The organism is Empedobacter brevis, from assembly GCF_965118635.1.
GTDB lineage: Bacteria > Bacteroidota > Bacteroidia > Flavobacteriales > Weeksellaceae > Empedobacter > Empedobacter brevis_A.
The window spans coordinates 61063-81512 of the sequence record NZ_CBCPHV010000002.1; the positions used below are offsets into that span (position 1 = coordinate 61063).

General features: G+C 29.7%; 15 protein-coding genes. 8 read left to right on the plus strand and 7 right to left on the minus strand.

Going from position 1 to position 20450, the window contains the following annotated elements; translation table 11 throughout:
- Positions 1–47: 47 nt before the first annotated feature.
- Both ACMHJW_RS02640 and ACMHJW_RS02645 read left to right on the plus strand, forming a co-directional pair.
- The gene (locus ACMHJW_RS02640) at positions 48–2366 is read left to right on the plus strand and encodes a hypothetical protein (protein ID WP_413531865.1); all 2319 of its coding nucleotides are present in this window, start codon (positions 48–50) and stop codon (positions 2364–2366) included.
- 3 nt (positions 2367–2369) lie between these two features.
- Complete coding sequence (locus ACMHJW_RS02645) at positions 2370–2795, plus strand: SRPBCC domain-containing protein (RefSeq protein ID WP_413531866.1); 426 nt, start codon at positions 2370–2372, stop codon at positions 2793–2795.
- A 35-nt stretch (positions 2796–2830) separates the two neighbouring features.
- Here the strand turns inward: ACMHJW_RS02645 and ACMHJW_RS02650 are convergent, their stop codons facing one another.
- From ACMHJW_RS02650 to ACMHJW_RS02665, 4 genes are all read right to left on the minus strand, one after another.
- The gene (locus ACMHJW_RS02650) at positions 2831–4354 is read right to left on the minus strand and encodes a DUF6850 family outer membrane beta-barrel protein (protein WP_413531867.1); all 1524 of its coding nucleotides are present in this window, start codon (positions 4352–4354) and stop codon (positions 2831–2833) included.
- A 16-nt stretch (positions 4355–4370) separates the two neighbouring features.
- Positions 4371–5588 (minus strand): DUF4876 domain-containing protein, encoded by a 1218-nt coding sequence (locus ACMHJW_RS02655; RefSeq protein ID WP_413531868.1) that lies wholly within the window; start codon positions 5586–5588, stop codon positions 4371–4373.
- An 11-nt stretch (positions 5589–5599) separates the two neighbouring features.
- Positions 5600–8344, minus strand: a complete 2745-nt coding sequence (locus ACMHJW_RS02660; protein WP_413531869.1) for a TonB-dependent receptor plug domain-containing protein — start codon at positions 8342–8344, stop codon at positions 5600–5602.
- 337 nt (positions 8345–8681) lie between these two features.
- Entirely contained in the window at positions 8682–12404 is a 3723-nt protein-coding gene (locus ACMHJW_RS02665; protein WP_413531870.1) for a metallophosphoesterase, read from the minus strand.
- Between the two features lie 24 nt (positions 12405–12428).
- Here ACMHJW_RS02665 and ACMHJW_RS02670 point away from each other — a divergent pair, with 24 nt between their 5' ends.
- The 6 genes from ACMHJW_RS02670 to ACMHJW_RS02695 all read left to right on the plus strand — a co-directional run bounded on the left by ACMHJW_RS02670 (position 12429) and on the right by ACMHJW_RS02695 (position 17795).
- Entirely contained in the window at positions 12429–13622 is a 1194-nt protein-coding gene (locus tag ACMHJW_RS02670) for a Pycsar system effector family protein (RefSeq protein WP_413531871.1), read from the plus strand.
- Positions 13623–13706: 84 nt separating this feature from the next.
- Positions 13707–14123, plus strand: coding sequence for an OsmC family protein (locus ACMHJW_RS02675; RefSeq protein WP_413531872.1), 417 nt, complete (start codon positions 13707–13709; stop codon positions 14121–14123).
- A gap of 217 nt (positions 14124–14340) precedes the next feature.
- Positions 14341–15378, plus strand: coding sequence for a hypothetical protein (locus ACMHJW_RS02680; protein WP_413531873.1), 1038 nt, complete (start codon positions 14341–14343; stop codon positions 15376–15378).
- A gap of 15 nt (positions 15379–15393) precedes the next feature.
- Positions 15394–16047, plus strand: a complete 654-nt coding sequence (locus ACMHJW_RS02685) for a hypothetical protein (RefSeq protein WP_413531874.1) — start codon at positions 15394–15396, stop codon at positions 16045–16047.
- 2 nt (positions 16048–16049) lie between these two features.
- Complete coding sequence (locus ACMHJW_RS02690; protein ID WP_413531875.1) at positions 16050–16727, plus strand: hypothetical protein; 678 nt, start codon at positions 16050–16052, stop codon at positions 16725–16727.
- Between the two features lie 36 nt (positions 16728–16763).
- Entirely contained in the window at positions 16764–17795 is a 1032-nt protein-coding gene (locus ACMHJW_RS02695) for a T9SS type B sorting domain-containing protein (RefSeq protein ID WP_413531876.1), read from the plus strand.
- A gap of 75 nt (positions 17796–17870) precedes the next feature.
- On the opposite strand, the gene ACMHJW_RS02700 is transcribed toward ACMHJW_RS02695, so the two are convergent.
- The 3 genes from ACMHJW_RS02700 to ACMHJW_RS02710 form a co-directional block, all read right to left on the minus strand.
- Positions 17871–18416, minus strand: a complete 546-nt coding sequence (locus ACMHJW_RS02700) for an NADPH-dependent FMN reductase (RefSeq protein WP_413531877.1) — start codon at positions 18414–18416, stop codon at positions 17871–17873.
- Positions 18417–18517: 101 nt separating this feature from the next.
- Positions 18518–19387 carry an acyl-CoA thioesterase gene (locus tag ACMHJW_RS02705; RefSeq protein WP_413531878.1) on the minus strand — a complete coding sequence of 290 codons (870 nt, stop codon included), beginning with the start codon at positions 19385–19387 and terminating at the stop codon, positions 18518–18520.
- A 7-nt stretch (positions 19388–19394) separates the two neighbouring features.
- Positions 19395–20360: an NAD(P)H-dependent flavin oxidoreductase gene (locus ACMHJW_RS02710; protein ID WP_413531879.1), complete on the minus strand. Its 966-nt coding sequence runs from the start codon at positions 20358–20360 to the stop codon at positions 19395–19397.
- Positions 20361–20450: the final 90 nt, after the last annotated feature.

Sequence of the window (20450 nt, forward strand, 5' to 3'; positions counted from 1 at the left end):
ACTTCGGAACTAAATTATTTTCAGTTCTGAAGTTTACTTGAAAATTTATGAAAGAAGATTTTATCAATAAATTACCCATCAAAATTATATATTCGTTTCAATCTTTGATAGAAGAATTAGAAGGATCTGAATATAATTTTGGAGAGTTTAAAGCCTTTTTAGAATACCTAAAAGCAACTCGCCCAGATTTGATAGATGGAGTTGAAACGTTTGAAGATTTTCAGAATATTATCAAAGATGTTGAGCCGATTATTGAAAAAATTATTCCTAAACCATTTATAAAATACAACCTTAAAGCAATAACTTTTCCTTTTTCAGATAAATTTATTTTTGCAACAGATCGACTTAAAGAGTTGATTAATAACAATGAATCAAGTCTAAAATTCAATTATGAAAATTTGGAATATGATACGTTGTATAAATATTGTTGTTGTTTTATTTTATCGAAATATTATCACAAAAACCTAGATTTCAACATATCGAATCAATTGATGATAGAAAATAAAAAAGGTTATAAAACTTATCTTGGAACAGATATTAATCACGATTATTTTAGGATTTATCCGTCTCAAGAGAAATATAAATTAACAGAAGACGAAATCGAAGATTTATTAAACAATTACGAAGACACAGCTTTGTGGATGGAGAAAATTCCTATTGGATCTTGGATTGCAAAAGGATTTAATCTTGTTTCCTTTTTTGATAATACCACAGAAATTGCGCTTTCAAATTTAAAATCAAATCTTTTATCTTACGGAGAATCCTTTTATCTTATTCGAAATGATATTATTTCTGCTTTAAAATCTATTTTTAGAATCAATAATTTAGAAGTTGGTTTCTCGGCTTATAATTCCGATAAAAATCAATTAGAAATGAGCCATTTGTTCCAATTGAATGATAGTTTATTATTTAATAAGAACAAGAAAATAAATCTGGACGAAGTTTTTTGTATAGATTTAAAGAACAAAATATTAAAATCAGAATATTACGTTGTTTCCAATGTAGATAGTGCTTTGGAAAAATTTCCGAATGATAAAATGTTGAACGTAATAAATAATTCAGGCATTAAAAGTTTGATTCTTTATCCGTTGAAAAATGGACAATCACATTTAGGAATTTTGGAAATTGGTTCGAAAGAAGCTGGTGTTTTCAATCGATTAAACGCAAATCTTTTACGTGAAATAATTCCGCTTTTAGAAGATTCTATTTATCGCTACACAGTTGAGTTTGAGAATCAAATCAATGCTTATATACAAACCGAATATACTTCTTTGCACCCAAGTGTGGATTGGAAATTCAGAGAAAAAGCGCGCGAACATATTTTGCATCCAGGAAATACGAAGCAGAAATCGCAAGTTTCTTTTCTAAATGTTTATCCTATTTATGGTGAATCTGATGTGAGAAATTCTTCAATTATCAGAAATCAATGTTTGAAACAAGATTACACAAATCAGATTAATTATTTGATATTAGTTTGTAAAGAGTTGTATAATCGAACAAACAAAAATAAATTTCTAAATTATGTAGAAGATTTAGAAGATTTCTTGCAACGAATAGATAATGTAGAAAAAATATATTTTGAAAGCGAATTGTTTGATTACATTACATTGAATATTCATCCCGAAATCCCAAAATATGTAAAAGATGATGAGAAATCAATCATCGAAGAATATCTAAAAAAGTTAGATTCTACAACAGGATTATTTTATGTAGAACGCAAAAAATTTGATCAAACGATTGTTATGACAAATTCGCTTTTGTCAAACAAATTGGATAGTTTTCAGAAAGTAGCGCAAGAAATTTTTCCGCATTATTACGAGCGTTTCAAAACGGATGGAGTTGATTATAATTTGTACGTTGGTAGAAGTATTGCGCCTTTTAAGAAGTTTTCTTATCAAGAAATACGAGAAATTCGCTATTGGCAATTGCAAGCAATGATTGCTTTGGAATTTTCATATAAAGAGATTCAGAAAAAAACTCCTTTGAAAGTTGAGATTGCTTCGATGATTTTTACAACAAATACGACATTAGATATTCTTTTCAAACTTGATGAAAAACGTTTTGATGTCAATGGTTATAACAATGCGAAATACGAAATCATCAAAAAAAGATTGAGCAAAGCTTATGTTAAAGGAACAAATGAAAGAATAAATTTGCCTCAAAAAATTTGTATTATTTATACCGAAGATATTTTGAGAGAAGAATATACAAATTATATCAATTTATTGATTGATCAGAATTTCTTGAAGAACGATATTGAATATTTAGAAATTGATGATTTGCAAGGAGTAAGTGGTTTACAAGCGATTAGAGTTTCGATAAATTATAAAAATAAATTTGAAAAATTTAATAAACTAGAAGAATAGAAAATGGAAAAAGATGATGTTTTACTAAATATTTCGATAGATGGTTCTGCCGAAAATGTTTGGAAAGTTTTGACGGATGAACAAACTTTCAATAAATGTTTTGCGCATATAAAAATGAAATGCAAAGAATGGAAAGTAGGAGAGAAGTTGGAATTTGAAACTCAAAAAAATAATGAAATAATTGTTGACGAAGCTATAATAACATCTATTCTTGAAAATGAACGTTTACGATACAATTACAAAAAGCAGAATACAAATCACGAAATAGAAGTGAATTTTAGTTTGCAGCGTTCAGGTAATTTTACTTATTTAGCTATAGAAGGAAGAGATTTTGCAGATGAATTTGAACGTTCGCATTTTGAAAATTCTTGGATAAATATGATGCAAACGATTAAGAAATTTGTTCAGAATAAAGAAAAAAAGGATTAATTAAATGATATAAGGATTTTAATTAATCCTTTTTTTTAGAATAAGATTCCAAATGATAATTCTAAATAAGAATTGTAAATTTTATCAAGCGAAGTATTTGTATATCCGTATTTTGCATCCATGAAAATAGAATATTTTTCGTTGATTGAGTAATTTTGTCTATAAGAAAGATTCGTGTAATAATTATTAGAAGATAAATTTCTAAAATTTTGATTCATCATTTCTTGAATTGATTGTTTGTTGTAACGATAATTGGAATTCCAATTATTGCTTAAATTTTTATTCAAACCAAGTTCAAAACCAATATTAATGATTGATTTTTTATTCAATTGATATAATAAATCAGATTCAAATCCAAACGTTATTTTTTCAATTTTTTGTTGAATAAAAGGTTCTGTATATCGCTCATTCAATGAAGAATAATTTACGAAAGGAGATAACGCTAAATGATGTATTTTGCTTGATTTGATAAGCTCAAAAAGAGAAACGAATCGAACATTATTATTATCGTGAAAATAACGAGTTGCTTCTCCAATTTTCTTATAATTAGAAGAAGTTTCGTTGTAGAATATTCCTTCTGTTCCTTTTCTTTTTTGCATTTCGGTTGAAATTCTTATTCCTTTGAAAAAAGAAAGTTCTGGAGTTGAATAAGAAATATTGAATTTATATTTTTTTTCATCTATATTATTGCTTACAATTCCTTGTAAATCGAGCATTATTTTATCAATAGATAAAGACGAAAAACTAGCCGAAGCCATTAATCCTTTTTTGGTTTTATTTAGATAAGCAAGTTGAAATTCTGTTCCATTTCCATCATAATAAGCTCTTTTGTTGTTGCTTTTGAATAAGTTATTATAAATTCCCATTCCAGAAAAATGGAAAACTTCTGGATTTCCTAGTTGATTGAAGAATTTTAAAACATTGGATTGTGTGTACTTATTCAGTATAACATTCAATGAAAGTAGTTTGTTTTTGGTGATTTCCGTTGAAATTCCAAGTCCAATATTCAAATCAGAAATTGTATTTTTCGGACGAGGATCTCGATTTCTATATTCTAATAAAGCACGATATTCTGCCAAAATTCCGAAATTGAATTTATTTAGTTTTCGATTGTATCCTCCTTGCACAAAATATTCTTCTGTAGCAATATTTCCGCCAACAGAATCTGCCATTATGTAAGGATATATTTTGTCATAATCAGAACTTTCGTTCCACTTTATATTTTTTCGTTTCCCATTTTTGTAGTGTACATTTCCCCAAACATAATTCGTAGAATCGATCAAGAAATTAGAAACAACTTTGAACGAATAATTCGTTGTTCCATCTCCTTTTTGTTGGATTGAATTCTTTTCTACAGCATTATAATAATTTGCACTCAATGCAGTATAATTATCTTTATTGCTGAAAATTTGATTCGCAATTCCTGTATTGATAGAATCAAAGAATTTGTTATTTGGTAAATTATTTTTTAAATATCTTTCGACAGAATTATTCTGTGCTTGGATAAATAAAAAACCACTAATAAATAAGAAGAAACTGTAAGTGAAACGAAAGTACATTATATTATTTTATGATCTAGTTGAATAAAGATGCTTTGATTTGTGGGATAAAATCTAAAGTAGAATTATTTGTATCTACTAAAATTTTATTTCCATTTGCATTAGTTGTTAATGTTTTTCTTCTTACAGCTTTTCCATATCTGCTGCTATCACCATCTCTTGTTCCGCTGTATGTCCAACCTCTATCTAAAGAAGGAGCTGTTACAATCCATTGGAATTCTGACTCAACACTTAAGTTAACTGCATCTATAATCCAATCGTTTGGAATTTTATAAGCTACATTGCTCATAGGAAAAGTTTCTCCATCATATACAAAATCATATTCGTATTCATATTCGTATTGATCCATATATTGATCAACAGATACATTTTCTGGTAATCTAGCCAAAGCATAGCTTGTAAAACCTCTATTATGCATAACCATCGTAGAAAAAACAGGAATTATATTTTTAACAGCAGGATTGTCTACATCATCCATATCATCGTAATAAATTTCGAAATTTGCTTTAGAAAGGTCAATTGAATTTGAATTAAATTCCTTGTGATTGATTGCGTCTTCTGCAATAATTATGTGTTCTCCTGGTTTTATAGGATATTCTTTTCCGCTTCCAGGAAGCATAACGATTGATCCTGCAGCAAAATCTGTCGACATTATGTTTGGTTTATAATCTTGTTTTTCTACTGTTGAAAATTCTGATTGAATAATCAATAAACCATCTGCGTATAATACTTCGTCCGAATTGTTATATATTTTGAAATATTTATCTCCAATATATTGTTTTCCTTCTGGAGATAAAGTTCCTGTAAAAAATAACTCTTCTATAAGCAAATCTCCTTTAGAAGATTTTACAAATAATTGAATTGTTTTTGTTTTATCTTCTTTTGTAATTGCTTCTGAAGCGCTATATCCTACAACATCTTTTGTGAAAGAACTTCCTTCGAATTTATAATTGATTTGTCCAGTTACAGAAATTTCATAAGAACCTGTAGGTAATTGAAGTATTAATTCTTTTGCTCCTTTAACTGAAGCTTCTGTAATTTTCCCTGAATTTAACTCTTTGAATGTATAATTCAATTCAATTATAGTGGCTTCTTGCAATCCTTCTGGAAGTTTGTTTGTAAAGACAAGAGATGAAGGAGTTGTTTGTAAATCATCGTCTTCGTTGTTACAAGAAAATAGTAAAAATACAGAGAATAGCATCAATAAGCTAAATCTGCTAAGTAATTTTTGCATAGTTTATATATTTAAAATTTAATATTAAGTTCCATTCCGAAATAAGGAGAAGTAAGTCCTTTTCGTCCGATTATTTTTCCATCAACTTCGTATTGTTTATAATAGTTTAGGAGTCGATTCACAAACATTGAAACACGGAAATTTTCGTAGAATACTTTTGATACTTTAAAGTTGACATTCATTTCGAAAGGAGTTGTTACTTTTCGGAATAAATTGTTATTGTATGATAAGTTCAACCATTTTAGATTTGGATCGTTTTTGTCTGCTTCTTCATACGAATGTCGAATTCCATTTTGATCGATGTACGCGATAGGAGTTCCGTTTTTAGGCAAAGCTTTCGAAGAAGAAAACCACATGACTTGAACCGAAGTAGAAAATTCTAATTTAAGAACAGGAATATAAGTATCTGCCATTAAATTTGTTGTTAATCTTTCTCCTTGATATCCATCATCATTTAGATAAACGCCTAAATAAGGTGTTGGTTTTCCATTGATTGTGATTTTATCATTTCTCGTGTAAACAGGCAGGCTATTTTTATATTGAGTTTTGAACCATGCACCATTCATCGTAATTCGAGTATTGATAACAGAAAAGCGTTTTGTGCTTAGTTGAAATTCAATTCCTTTTTTGTTTAACGAACTTCCATTGGCTTGTTTCGAATATGTTTCTAATTGATATTGTGTTGTAAAAGGTAAATTTTCCACATTTGGTGCTTGAGTAATCGTGTTGTGATCAATAGCAGCTGTTGAGAATTTTTTGTAAGAAAATAATTTATAATCGGTCATATTTCTAAAACCTGAATTCATTTTTTCCTCGAAATAACTAAAAGAGAAATTGATGTTTTTGTATTCTAAATCAGTTCTTATTTCCCATTTTTTATTTACGGCAGCGGCTAATTCATAATTTGTATTATCAACAACATAAGTTTGCAGATGTATTCTTCTATATGCTGGATTTTCGTGAAAATAGTTTAATTGTACATAGTCGAAATATTGGTTTTGCGGATACAACATATTTAATGTTGGTAACTTTGTGTGCACACCATATCCTGTTGTTATTTCCAGTTTCAATAAATTATTATTGATATAGAAATTTGGTAATTTCCATTGCATATTAATACGTGGATCTACATAATATTTGTTATGTAAATAATACATTTTGTCAATTCCAGGCGAGCTGATACTTCTTAATCCGGCTAAAATCTCAACTTGATGTTTTTGAATCTTAAATTTCTTATTGGTTTCTAAAAAGAAAGAAAGATCTTGAATAGCAGGAATAGATTTGTAAGAACGATTTCGAGTTGTCATGTTTTCTGATGGCGGACGAAGAGGATCATAAACTTGTCCTTCGCCATTATTTTTTGCATATTTCCATTCTGCTCCAGCTCGTAAATTACTCCATCCCCAATCAAACTCTCCGATTAATTTCAAATAAAGATCAATTGGTTTTCCATCAACTTTTAGGTTTGAAATGTATTTAGGTTCAAGGAAAACGCCATAAGATTCTCCTTCCGAATTAGAATTAGGAACTGCGCTTGCCGAACTAAGTTGTACAAGTTTCGTTTGTTTTATTTGATCGAATTGTTGAGATATAGAAGAATAGAAATTCAATCCTTTTATAAAACTATTTTTTTTAAATTTCCAATCGAGAATACTCGAAATACTAATGTCATTATAGGTTGATTTATAACTATCTGTAAGTCCATAAGAGTTATCCGGATCTGTTTTTTCATTGTCAATAGAACCTGAATAATCCAAGTTAAGATTCCAATCGATTTCATTTTCTTTCTTCATCCATTTTTTATATGCACGAAAAGAAGCTGTAATGCGTTTATAATTTTCGAAATCATTTACAGGATCTGGTTTTGCATCTAGGAAATCTACGCCAAAATTAAAGTTTAGTTTATTCTTTAATTCAATTCCTTTTCCTACATAAAACATTTTGCTGTAAGCATCTGCTTTGAATCGTCCTTCTAAATTAGATTGTCCTTTTTTTCGAATAATTTTAACCAATCCACTTGTCAAATCGCCATATTCAGCAGACGGAATTCCTCGTACAATTTCTACACGTTCTATTTGGTCGGTTGATATGGAACGCATATCTACACCTTTGGCGCTCGTATTTCTTTTATCATCTGTATATCCAGTATTGTTATTAGAATTGATAATCAAAGATGTTCCTTGTGTATATTGCATATTTGCATTTGTATTTTTAGGAATATTATCAATAATAAAACTAGTTCCTAATGACGATGTAGCATAATCATTTTTAGAATCAGCGATTCCTGTTTCTCTCAATTTTATACTATTTGCTCGATTAAAAACTGGATCAACAGAACGTCTTCCAGGTAATAATTCCAACAAATCCGTAAAACTAGAAGGTTGCAAATGTTGCATAGCTTTCTGATCAATGATAGAAACGCTAGTCATTCCTTTTGATTCTTTTGCTGTTACGACAAGTTCTTCTAATTCGTTTACCTTCGGTTTTATTTGATATACTTTTTTTGTAGGAGCAGATAAGGTGAATGATTCGTTGATTGATGAAATTTTGATCGATTCAATTGTAAGAGAATATTTACCTTTTTTTAGTTTATTAAGTTTAAAAATTCCGTATTTATCTGAATATCCTGTAATTTTTTCATTATCTGATGATGCAACAGTTATCTGAATATTAGAAACTAAAGAACTATTTTCATTTTCTAATTTAATTTCCAAAGAATAATCTTGAGCGTTGACAGAGATGGTAAAAAATGTCACTAGAAAAGTGTAAAAACAAAATTTCATCTAGATTTTATTAATTTTGTGCAAAAGTATATATTATTCTTATTTAATCTAAATAAAGTAAAAGTTTATTTTTCTTTTGTTTTAATGGAAGAAAATAAGTGATTGTTTTTGTATGAATTAGTAGTAAGAAAAAAACTGAAAATTCTTCAGTTGATTTTTTAGGTATTAGGAAAAATTATTCAATTCCTATTTATAAAGTAGAATAGGGCAGAAGCCTTGCAATAAGTCTAGACAAAAAAAAATCAGGCTAAAGGAAACTTTAACCTGATTTATATATTATTAGATAAGAATCTTTAAAAGAAAATTTATTTTAAAATCCAAAGTTCAATCCAAAAACAACACGACCTGGATCTTCTCCTTTAAAGTATGAAACTGTTGCTGTGAGAGATTGTGCTCCATTTATCCAAAGTCCTCCACCCATCGATGAATGCCATTTATCTGAACTTTCTTCACTCAACCAAATTCTTCCGTAATCGGCTCCAACGAAAACTCCTAAACGTAATGGAACTATGGCTTTGAATCTTAATGCATCAAATCGTAAATCTGATGTTTGAAGAAAAACTTTATCGCCAGAAAAACGTCCTAATCGATATCCACGTAAATCTTGATCTCCACCTAAATTTGCCATTTGATAGAATTCTATAAAATCGCCCCAAACAGCTTTCCCTTTTAACATAGATGCGACTGTTAAACGTCCATTGGCAGAAATTTTATGTGTAAAACCTAAGTTAATTTCTGTATAAAAATGATTACGTTCAAAATCAGCTAAATTAGAAATCCATTTTGCATTTGCCAAAAACGACATTCCTAGTTTTGGTAAAGATTCGTTGTCATAATTTCTGAATAAATATTTTGCGCCAACTTCACCAAAATTTTGTCCTTTGAAAACATCTCGATTAATAGAAGGTAAATCTTCTACAATACGATTATGACTTTCTTCTATCTTTTTATAACTATAAATTGCAGAAAAATCAAAACGTCCATTGTTGTTCATTATTTTGAAAATTGAAGGACCAAAGCTGTAACTTTCTAATCGAACACGGTTGTAATCAATTCCAACATTTCTTTGATTGTTAACGGTTTCGTTTCCTAATCCAAAGAAATTTGTACTGTAAGTTGGACTGGTATAAGCAGCATTAAGATCTAAATTCCATTTGCCTAAAGCTTTTGTAAAAGTTCCTTTGTATTTTGCTTCCCAACCATTTGTTGCAAAATAATAACTTAACTGTAAATTATGACGTTGCGAATATGGTTTTCGATCAAAACCATTTACTGTATAAGTTGGAGATAATCCAATTTTAACTCCGTCATCTGGGTTGTAACCGACATTAGGTAGCATGGTAAAAAAGTTATACATCGGTTCTTTGTAATCGTACGTATTTACTTCATAATCATTCACGAAATTTTTTGAAGTTAAGAAAGTTGTTTCAGAAGCATTGCTGCCATTTGCATAATCATAAATTTTTATTCTTGCAGATCGTTTCACTTCATAAGAATCATCATCAACCCCTCCAATAATACGGACTAAAATTGCATTACTTGGTTTTCCTTCAACCGTAAATTTATCTTTTCCATTTAAACCATATAAACGAATTTCTTTTGTTTCTTTTTTATCAAAATCTTCATCTAAAATTAAGGTACGATCTTTACCAGAATAGATTTTGATATTGGTTTTCCCTTTCGGAAGACGCGTTACAACGAATTCATCGTTTTCATTTGTACCTTTTAAGATAATTAATTTGCGAAGAACTTTATTATAATCTTCAGCAAACTTTTCTAGTTTTGCTTTTCGCGAAATGATATTTTTAATTACTTCTTCATCGTAATCTTGTTTAGTTTCTGGTGGAATTAATTCGAATGATTCTTTTATATATTCATCACTCAAATTATCTTGTATATATTTCGCTTCTTTTATCCATTGTTCAAGATCTGATGATTCTAAAATTGCTAAATCTAAAGGATATGGCTCTCGGTTGAACCATTTTACATTTTTGATATCATCCTTATAATCTTGCATATGTCGCAAAGGAGGAATTCTCATAATAAGACTGAAGAAAAGGCCATCATATCGAGGAAATGCTTGATCTCTGTCGCGTGGAATAGGTCGGTATATTGTTTTGTTTCCTTCTTTATAAATTCCCCAGCGCCATTGATCTGAATGTCTATCCCAATCACCAATTAACATATCAAAAAGTCGAGCAAGCATATATGCTTGTTTATCTACACCAACATCTTTGTTTTTTTGTATTGCAGCTAGCATATCTTCTGTGCTAATAATATCCTTTGGCTTCCCAAAAAGACCATCTTGATAGCCAGACATTGGACGCTCTTCAATCATATAAAGTTCATCGCCAAAGTTTTCATTGTATTCTTTCAATGATTCTTGTTTTGGAACATAATACAAGTTCGGAGTAGCATGCATTATTCCAATTGGTTTCATCAGATTAGCAACTGTTAACGGATAATAAGGATGATTTGTTGTGTAAAAATCCATCAAGAATTTTTCTGTAAAAGAATCCTCGAATTCATCTGCAACATATTTATTTTTGAAAGCAACTTGTTGGATGAATTGAGTTGCACTTTTCTTTACAGAACGCATGTTGTATTCTTCTCCTTTGCTGTTAATCAAACGCAAGCTTTTTGTTTGGTGTCCTCCGCCCATTCTGACAGGAGTTAATCCGCCATTCAACTGACTTAAATTAACGGTATTTGCAGTAATAGTTTGTCCGTATGTTCTACGATAATGACGACCAAAAAAGAATTTGTATGGATCAGATTTTCGAGTCTCATCTAAAGGATAAACACTCGTTTCCATTGTTTTTGGCATTTTTTTATCATCATATACTTGAGCCAAATATTCCTTTTTCTTTTCTGTTACTTGTTTTGATAATAATAATTCAACTTCATTATCTTTGAAACCATAGAAATTAGCTTTAGAAGCTCCGTTGTCATATAAATCTAGAACGACAAATCCGTAATCTCCGTAAGAAAAATCATTTTTTCCAACCGCTTTAGCAGACTCTTTTTTTGACCCCGAACCACTTATGATTTGCTTTACATTATTCTGTTGAATATATTGTAAATTATGATCATGTCCAGAAACTACAATTACATTATCTCTGTTTTCTATTAATGTAGCAATTCGAGATGCCATTTCTCTATACTTGAAATTGTTGACATCTTGTGGGCTTAATCCTGTTGTACTTCTTAAAAGATTAATAAAAGAACCAATTATAGGTAAAGGAATCTTGAAATCTTCTCCAAATGGATAAAACTGTTTATTTAAATCAAATTGTCCTCCATGTGTTCCATTTGAATACAACGGATGATGCATTGTAATGATAGTTGTTCTGTTTTGATATTTATTCAATTGTGATTCTAATTCTTCAAAAAAAGCTTCACGCGATTTGATATCACATTTTTCGTTTAAACCAGGATGTTTATCCCAATTTTGTAAATACCATTCAGAATCTATTGCTATAATTCCGATACTATCATTTACATTTATTTTATCAATTGGACAAGCATCTTTCGGCAAAAATGCTTTTTTATTGCCTAATTGTTTTTTAACTATTTTTTCTTGTTCTTTCAATCCTTTTACTCCATTTCGCCAATCATGATTTCCGGGAATAAAGAGAGTTTTTCCTTTGAATTCTTTGGCTAAATCGAGTTGATATTGCAGTTTTTTTCGACTTGTTGTATATTCAGGTTTTGTTGAATCAGTAACGATTCCGTTTTCATAAACATTATCGCCTAAAAAGAATAGGTAAGAAGAAGAATCAGCTTTTGCTAATTGATTTTTTAGTATTTCTAAATTTTGCGTATTTTTTTCAAGATCAAGATCTCCTGCATCACCAATTAAATAGATCGATTGAATTTTATTTCCTTCGACATTTTGTACTTTTTCTGTTCTAATATTTTTTCCATATTGTGGATGTTGCGTCGCGCAAGAAGTCATATAGAGACACGATCCTACTAAAGCCAAAAAAGGATAATTCAATTTTTTGTTGTTCAGTGTTGGTAATAATTTCATACATTTAAGCGTTAAAAACTTGAGATGAACCAATTGTTATTAAATATAGAAAACTATGTTTTCAATCTGTTCAAAGATAATCTTTCTTTAGATTTTACGTATCATAATTTTATGCATACAGTAAAAGTTGTGGAAGCAATAAAAACATTGTCTATTGAAGAGCAAATTTCTACTGAATTATTAGAAAAGTTATTAATAGCTGGTTGGTTTCATGACACGGGGTATACAAAAACCGTGCAAGGACATGAAAAAGAGAGTGCAAATATTGCAAAACACTATTTGGCTGAGCATAATTTTGATGAAAACTATATCAAAGAAATTCAAGATTATATCTTAATCACAACACTTAACCATGTTCCAAAAAATATTGGAGAAGCAATTTTAAAAGATGCTGATAATTACCATTTAGGGCAAGCTGAGTATCCTAAAATAGCAGCTTTATTGCGTGATGAAATCGCGAAGATATGTCACAAAGAATTTACAGATTATGAATGGCACGTTGAGAATAGAAATTTCTTTATAAATGAGCATCATTTTTATACAGATTCCGCGAAAAGACTTTGGCAAGAAGGAAAAGAAGAAAATGTCATTTACACGCAAAACAAAATCAAGGAGATTGAATTGATTGGCGATGTTCCAAATAAATTTGAAATTAAGAAAAAGAAAAACGATAAAATTCAACAGCCAGATCGTGGTGTTGATACACTTTTTCGCGTTACTTTGAATAATCATACTCGTCTAAGTGATATTGCTGATAGTAAAGCAAATATTCTACTTTCTGTAAATGCAATTGTTATTTCTATTGCACTTTCTACTTTGGTTCCGAAATTAGGAAGCCCAAAAAACGAACATTTGCTTATCCCTTCTATTGTAATGCTTTTGTCTAGTGTTGTATCTATTGTTTTTGCAATTCTAGCTACAAAACCTAATGTAACCTACGAAAGTTTTAACGAAGAAGATGTAAAAAGTAAAAAAGTAAACTTGCTTTTCTTCGGAAATTTTTATCAAATGTCGCTAGAAAGTTATGAAAATGCAATGCAAGAATTAATGAAAGATAGAGAATATCTATACAATTCAATGACAAGAGATTTATATTATTTAGGAAAAGTTCTCGAAAGAAAATATCGATTATTAAGCATTACTTATACCATTTTTATGATCGGAACAATCTTATCAGTTTTAACTTTTGCATTTGCGATGTTTACAAATATTATGTAGATAATTATTCGATTAAATTTTGAAATAAATCTTTATAGAATGTTTATTTTTATATTCTAAATAAGAAATAAAAAAGTAAAGAAGATGAAAATCGAATTAAATAGAGTAAATCAAGCTTGTCATTATGAAGCTACAGCACAAAGTTCTTCTGTAAAAGTAAATATTGATGGACCAGAATCGATAGGAGGAGAAGAAAAAGGTGTTCGTCCGATGGAGTTGGTTTTGATTGCCTTGGGAAGTTGTAGTGTTTTTGACTTAGGAGAAATTTTAAAGAAACAACGCCAAGAAATTGAGGATATAAAAGTTGAGGTTGAAGGTCAACGCCGAGATGAAATTCCAAATATTTTTACAACTATCCATATCAAATTTTTTCTGAAAGGAAATATTGATTTAGAAAAGGCAAATAAAGCAGCAGAATTAGCTGTTAAAAAATATTGTAGTGTACATGATATGCTTGTAAATGGCGGAATAGATATTACATATGAGATAAATGTAAATTAAATATCTAAAATGAAATATTAAAAAAACCGGGCTTCTAAGTCCGGTTTTTTTATTGGAGGAAAAGTTAAAAAATTAACATTATAATAATGTATTTCTAAATTTTATGTTAAAAATTTATAACAATATTTGCTAAACGATAAATACAAAACTATTGAAAGGAATTTTATTTTTTATCACATTTTTTTTCTTTTTTATACAGAATGTTGTTGCTCAGACTTTGAGTAAAGGTGATATTGTTGTGCTTGGAGTGAACACAGACAATAAAAATAATTCATGTTCTCTTAATGAATCTGATGATTATGATAATATTTTTTTAGTATCATTTAAAGATATTGGAATTGGAGAAGAAATATTAATAACAGATAATAGATATAATTCGAATAATAACTTTGGTAATACTGAAGGATGGTTAAAGTTTAAAAAAGTCAATTCAATACTTGAAGCAGGAACAGTATTTCGATTAGATATAAAGTATAATTCATATGTAAAAAACACTGTTCAGAATGGTTGGGAATTGACTGAAACTGGCGGGAATTTTGGATTAAATGTAGGAGGAGATCAGTTATTTATTTTAAATAAAGGTAATTGGTCAAAAGGAAATTATAAAGGACTCGAAGCGCAATTATTATTTGGTTATAATACTATGAACTTATGGAGTAATAATTCTGGATCTTCAAATACTATTTTACCTGGTACAAATACATCAAATTACAATAATAATTTTGATATTAGATCATATCACTTTACTCCTAAAGAGGGAAACAAAAGATATCGGTTTTATGATGGTAAAACTACTCCAACTTCAAAAAATGAGTGGTTTATTCGTTTAGTGAATCCGAATAACTGGAAAAGTTTTGAAGATGGTGACTGTAGTTCTTTCATATCTCATTCACAAAAAAATGAATTACAAAAATTTGAGATTATAAAGCAACTTAATGAATTTCAAAAGTGTGTAAATGAAACAATTCCTTTAAGTATCGATTTAGATAATTCAACACATAGCATACAGACTAATTATGAGTGGTTTAGAGTTGTTACACCTACAAATATAGGAGGAACTTTTATAGGAACTGGTAGAAAATTTAATTATATAGAAACAACTGCTGGGACATATTACTATTATTGTAAAATTACATACCGTTTAGAATGGAATAATATTACTGCAAATAAGACGAATGTTGTTAACTCTGGCTACATAAAAGTAAAAGTAAATCCATTACCTAAAACATCTCCTATTAAAGAAAATATACAATAAGAAAATCTTAATTTTATGAAATCACAGAATTTTACTCTTAAAATTTTTATCACAGTTATTTTTTTGATGACTATGTATAGCATAAAGGCACAAGTTACACCTTTTGAAACATGTAAGACTTCAGTAAATTTAGTTGTCGATAATGAACCAACTTTAGGTTCAGGAGATGAGACTGATATTGGATCTCCAAATTCTATTTATGAATGGTCGACAGATAATGGTGTATTAACAAATGACGGTAATAAAAGTACAATTGATCTTTCAGGATTGGCTGTAGGAACAATTGTTAATATAACAGTAGTTGAAACAAATACTACTGGATGTTCTGAAATGCCTCAAACATTTCAGATAAAAGTGATAGCAGGTCCGAGTGCTCCAACTATTACAGCTCTTGCTATTTGTGAAGGTGAAGATGCAATATTTACTATTGAAGGAACTCCTGGAAATGTAATTACGTATACATTGGATGGAACTATGGCAATAGGAACAATAGAAACAGATGGTAAATTAACTATAATTAGGAGTAGTGTTACAACAGATCAAACATTAACAATTGTATCTGTAGCTTCAGATGGAACACCAGAAGCTTGCAATACAACTTTAACTGGAGTTAGTGCTACTGCGAAAGTAAATGCTAAACCTAAAACGTCGCCTATAAAACCGTTATAATTATGAAAAACATAAAAATAAAATACATATTTGGGCTAATCCTAACATTATTTATGATAGGAGTAAATGCGCAAACTCAAATAATTAATTTCGGAGATATCAAAAATTATGTTGTAGACGAAGCAGACGGACCGAAGGGTACAGAAGGTTCTACTTATGAGTGGACGGTTTGGACAACAGCTCCAACTCCTGAAGATATTACTAGTACTTTAACAATTACACCGCAAACGACCTCTAAAAATAAAGTTCAGATAAATTGGGGAACAACAGCTTCTGGAACTTATACTTTACGAGTTATAGAGACAAATAATACTTGTAAAGGGGATGAACAATTTATAACTGTGGTTATTAATGCAGTAAATCAACCAACATTAAAAGCTGATAATAAATCAACATGTTCAGGTGTAGCGGTTAATTTTGTTATAGAAAATGCTCCAGCTAATAGTAAAGTTAAATTTACTACTTCTGGTGGAAAATCAATTACAACAAGTCCTGTTATTATAGATTCTAGTGGTAAAGCAACAATAGAAGTAACTCCTACTGCTAGTTCTACTCAAATTCAAGTAATTTTAATTGAGATGGAATTATCTAATGGAACTATAGTAGACATTAATCCAGATGTATTAGAACAGGTAACTGTAACTCCTGAAGTTTCGACATCAGTAATAACATTTGATTAATAAATAATTTTGACAAAGTATCATATATATCAATTATTGAATCATAAACTATATTTTGCGAAGCTTCTCGGATTGGGAAGTGTTGCATTGTATGGTCAACAAAAGATATGTCAGGGTACTACCAAAACATATAAAGTAGATGAACTCGAAAATTCAGGTAACGGAACTGTTGGTTCTACTTATGTATGGAAAGTTTTAGAAAGTAATTTTTCAGGAAATTATACTTCGCTTACAACATCCGGAAATCAAGTAGAAATTGATTGGCAGAATACACCTTCCGGTAGTTATACGTTACAAGTGACGGAAACTAACAGTTGTGGATCTTCTGTTCAGACGTTGCAGGTTACGGTAAGAGAACAATTAACAGTAGATTTGGCGCCTATACATTATTTTTGTCCAGATTTTAACTCGATGTTAATCAAAGCTCCGGACGGATATGATACATATAAATGGTTTGATGAAAATGATACACTTGTTTCGTCATCTCAAGATTTTATAGCCAGTCAGCCGAGTAAATACAGATTAGAAGTGACGTCAGGTAGTTGTACAGCAACTAGTGAAACGGAAGTTCAATTAGTTGAGTTTCCTTCAATACTGATCAATACTGATTTGGATAATTCGATGATTATTGTCGCAAATGGAGGAAATACATCTGTTCAATATCAATTAGAAGATGAAAAAGGTAGAATTATTTATCCTTGGCAAGATTCGAATACCTTCAGAAATGTACCTGCGGGGAAATATAATGTTCGTGTAAAATCGAAGAATGGTGAATGTTTGACCGAAATTCCAGCTGAAGCATTAGTCATTACAAATGTAATTACGCCAAATAATGATGGAATAAATGATAAATGGGATTTGAGTAAAATTTTAATCAATTATCCAAATGCAGAAGTTAAAATCTATGATCGTTTTGGAAAAAATGTAAAAATAATTACACAAGCAGATCATTTTATTTGGGATGGAAAAATAGGAGGTAAAGCTGTACCGACAGATAATTATTGGTATGTAATTAAACTGAATAATAATCAAATCAAATCGGGTTCTATCTTAATAAAAAATAGATAATATAAATATATTTAGGTTTATGCCATCAAAAAAGTCGTTCATTATGAACGACTTTTTTAGTTGTATTTTTTTAAATTAAGCTTTTACTTCAGCTAAAGATTCTTTGAATGTATTCACAAGAGTTAAAACTTTGTCTTTCAATTCTTCATTTACAATTTCTTCATTTTGGAAATTATCATTGAAAAATGGAAACGTTGTGCTTGCTACAATTTCTCCACTTGCAAATTTTTCGAAATATTTTGTTGCAACTTCCATCACATTTCCTCCGCCATATCCACCAGGTGAAGTGCTTAATAATAATATTTTTTTATCTTTTAAATAAGGCATTTCGATTCGAGAAACCCAATCCAAAATATTTTTTAAAGCAACCGAAAAATTACCATTATGTTCTGCTAAAGAAATCACAATTCCGTCTGCATCTTTTATTTTTTTGTAAAAATCTTGGGCTTGTTGTGGAAATCCATTTTCTAATTGACGATCAATAGAGTAGATAGGCATTTCATAATCATTGATATCAACTAAATCAATTTCTGCATTTTCGATTTGATTTAACGTATAATTTAATAATTGTTTATTAATTGAATTTTTGCTGTTAGTACCAGCGAAAGCTAGAATTTTCATATTCTTATTGAGTTATTTTATTTTTGATGAAGCAAATTTATTACACAATCAAATAAAATATATTGACCTATGATATGAAATAACAAAAATATTGAATCTAATTATTTTTCTTTTATGATTGGTCTGATTAAGCCTTCTTGTGCTACACTACATATCAATTCACCAGAACGATTGAATAAATTCCCTCTTGTAAAACCTCTTGTATCATTTGCACTTGGAGATTCAATACTTACTAATATCCAATCATTTAAATTTGGTTCTCTATGAAACCAAATAGAATGATCTAAACTTGCCATTTGTGTATTTCCAAAATGTGCTTTAGAAGCATGAGGTTTAACAGCTGTAGACAATAAATTGTAATCCGAACTGTATGCGATTAATTGTTGTTTAATAGGTAAAGATAAATTCTTTGGAACATCGTTAAATGTTAACCAAACATTACTGAAATTTGGATAATCTTTTTTCTCAAAAGGATTGATTAACTCAACCGGTTTGAAATCTAAGGGACGTTCTGCTAAAACAAATCGCATAATAGATTTTGGTAAAATTGATCCAAATTGTTCAGCAACATCATTCCAACTCATTAATTCCTCGGGAGGAGTTACTAAAGGCATTTCTTCTTGATGTTCATAACCTTCTTGTTTTAATTGAAAAGAACAGGTCATGACAAAAATAGGAACATCATCTTGTTTTGCTGTAACAATGCGCGTGCTGAAACTTCCTCCATCTCGAAGATTTGCCACTTCGAAATAAATGGATTTTTCTAAATTTCCTGGTAAAATAAAATAGGAATGAAGAGAATGACAAAAACGATCTGTAGGAACGGTTTGATAAGCTGCATGTAAAGCTTGACTCACAACTTGTCCTCCAAAAACATTCGGACTTCCCATAAAAGAACTTTCTCCTTTAAATAGATTTTCATCTAATTTTTCAAGAGAAATTAATTCAATGAGTTCTTGAGTAGTTTTCATTACTAATTTAAAATTTCAAATTATTTAATTTTTGAACATTCTGTTCTAATGCAGATTTGTATTCTTTTTTCATTCGATTTATTAATTCTTTGGTTGAAATAATATCATGAATTCCAGAAACTCCCTGTCCAGCAGACCAAATATCTTTCCATGCTTTGTGTCCTTCTCCACCAATTAATTTTGAAAAATCTTCTTCTTTCTTTTCGTCTAGATTAATTCCAGAATGAATAATACTTGGTTTTAGAAAATTGGCATTTACACCAGAAATTCCATCTGTATAAATTACATCTTCGAAGGTAGAATCGACTAACATCGTCTTATAATCTTGATCGGCAGAAGCTTCTTCTGTTGCAATAAAACGAGTTCCAATATAAGCAAAATCAGCTCCCATATTTTCAGCAGCTAAAATATCATTTCCATTATTCAATGCACCTGCTAATATTAAACATCCGTCATAAAAAGTACGAATATCATCAATTAACGCAAAAGGATTCGCTGTGCCAGCATGTCCACCTGCACCAGAAGCAACAGCAATAATTCCATCTACGCCAGCTTCTGCAGCTTTTTCTGCATGACGTTTTTTTATGACATCATGAAAAACTAATCCTCCATAACTATGAACAGCATCTACAACTTGTTTTACAGCGCCAAGCGAAGTAATAATAAGTGGTACTTTATATTTAGCACATAAGGCTAAATCGACTTCTAAACGAGGATTTGTTTTATTAACGATTAAATTCACTCCAAATGGAGCAGCTTTTTTTCCTGTTTCTTCTTCGTGTTTTTTCAATGCAGAAGTTACTTCGATTAACATTTGTTCGAAGTCTTCAACAGTTCGTCCATTTAAAGAAGGAAAAGTTCCGCAAACACCATTTTTACATGCTTCAATAACTAATTCAGTTCTAGAAACAAGAAACATTGGTGCAGTGATTAGAGGTAAATCTAAACTATTTTTAAAATCATGTAAGTTCATACTAATTTTTTTTTGATGTGGTATAAGATGCAATATAAGGATAATTTGGAATTATAATCGACAAGTTTTTAATTCGAAAAATGAATTTAA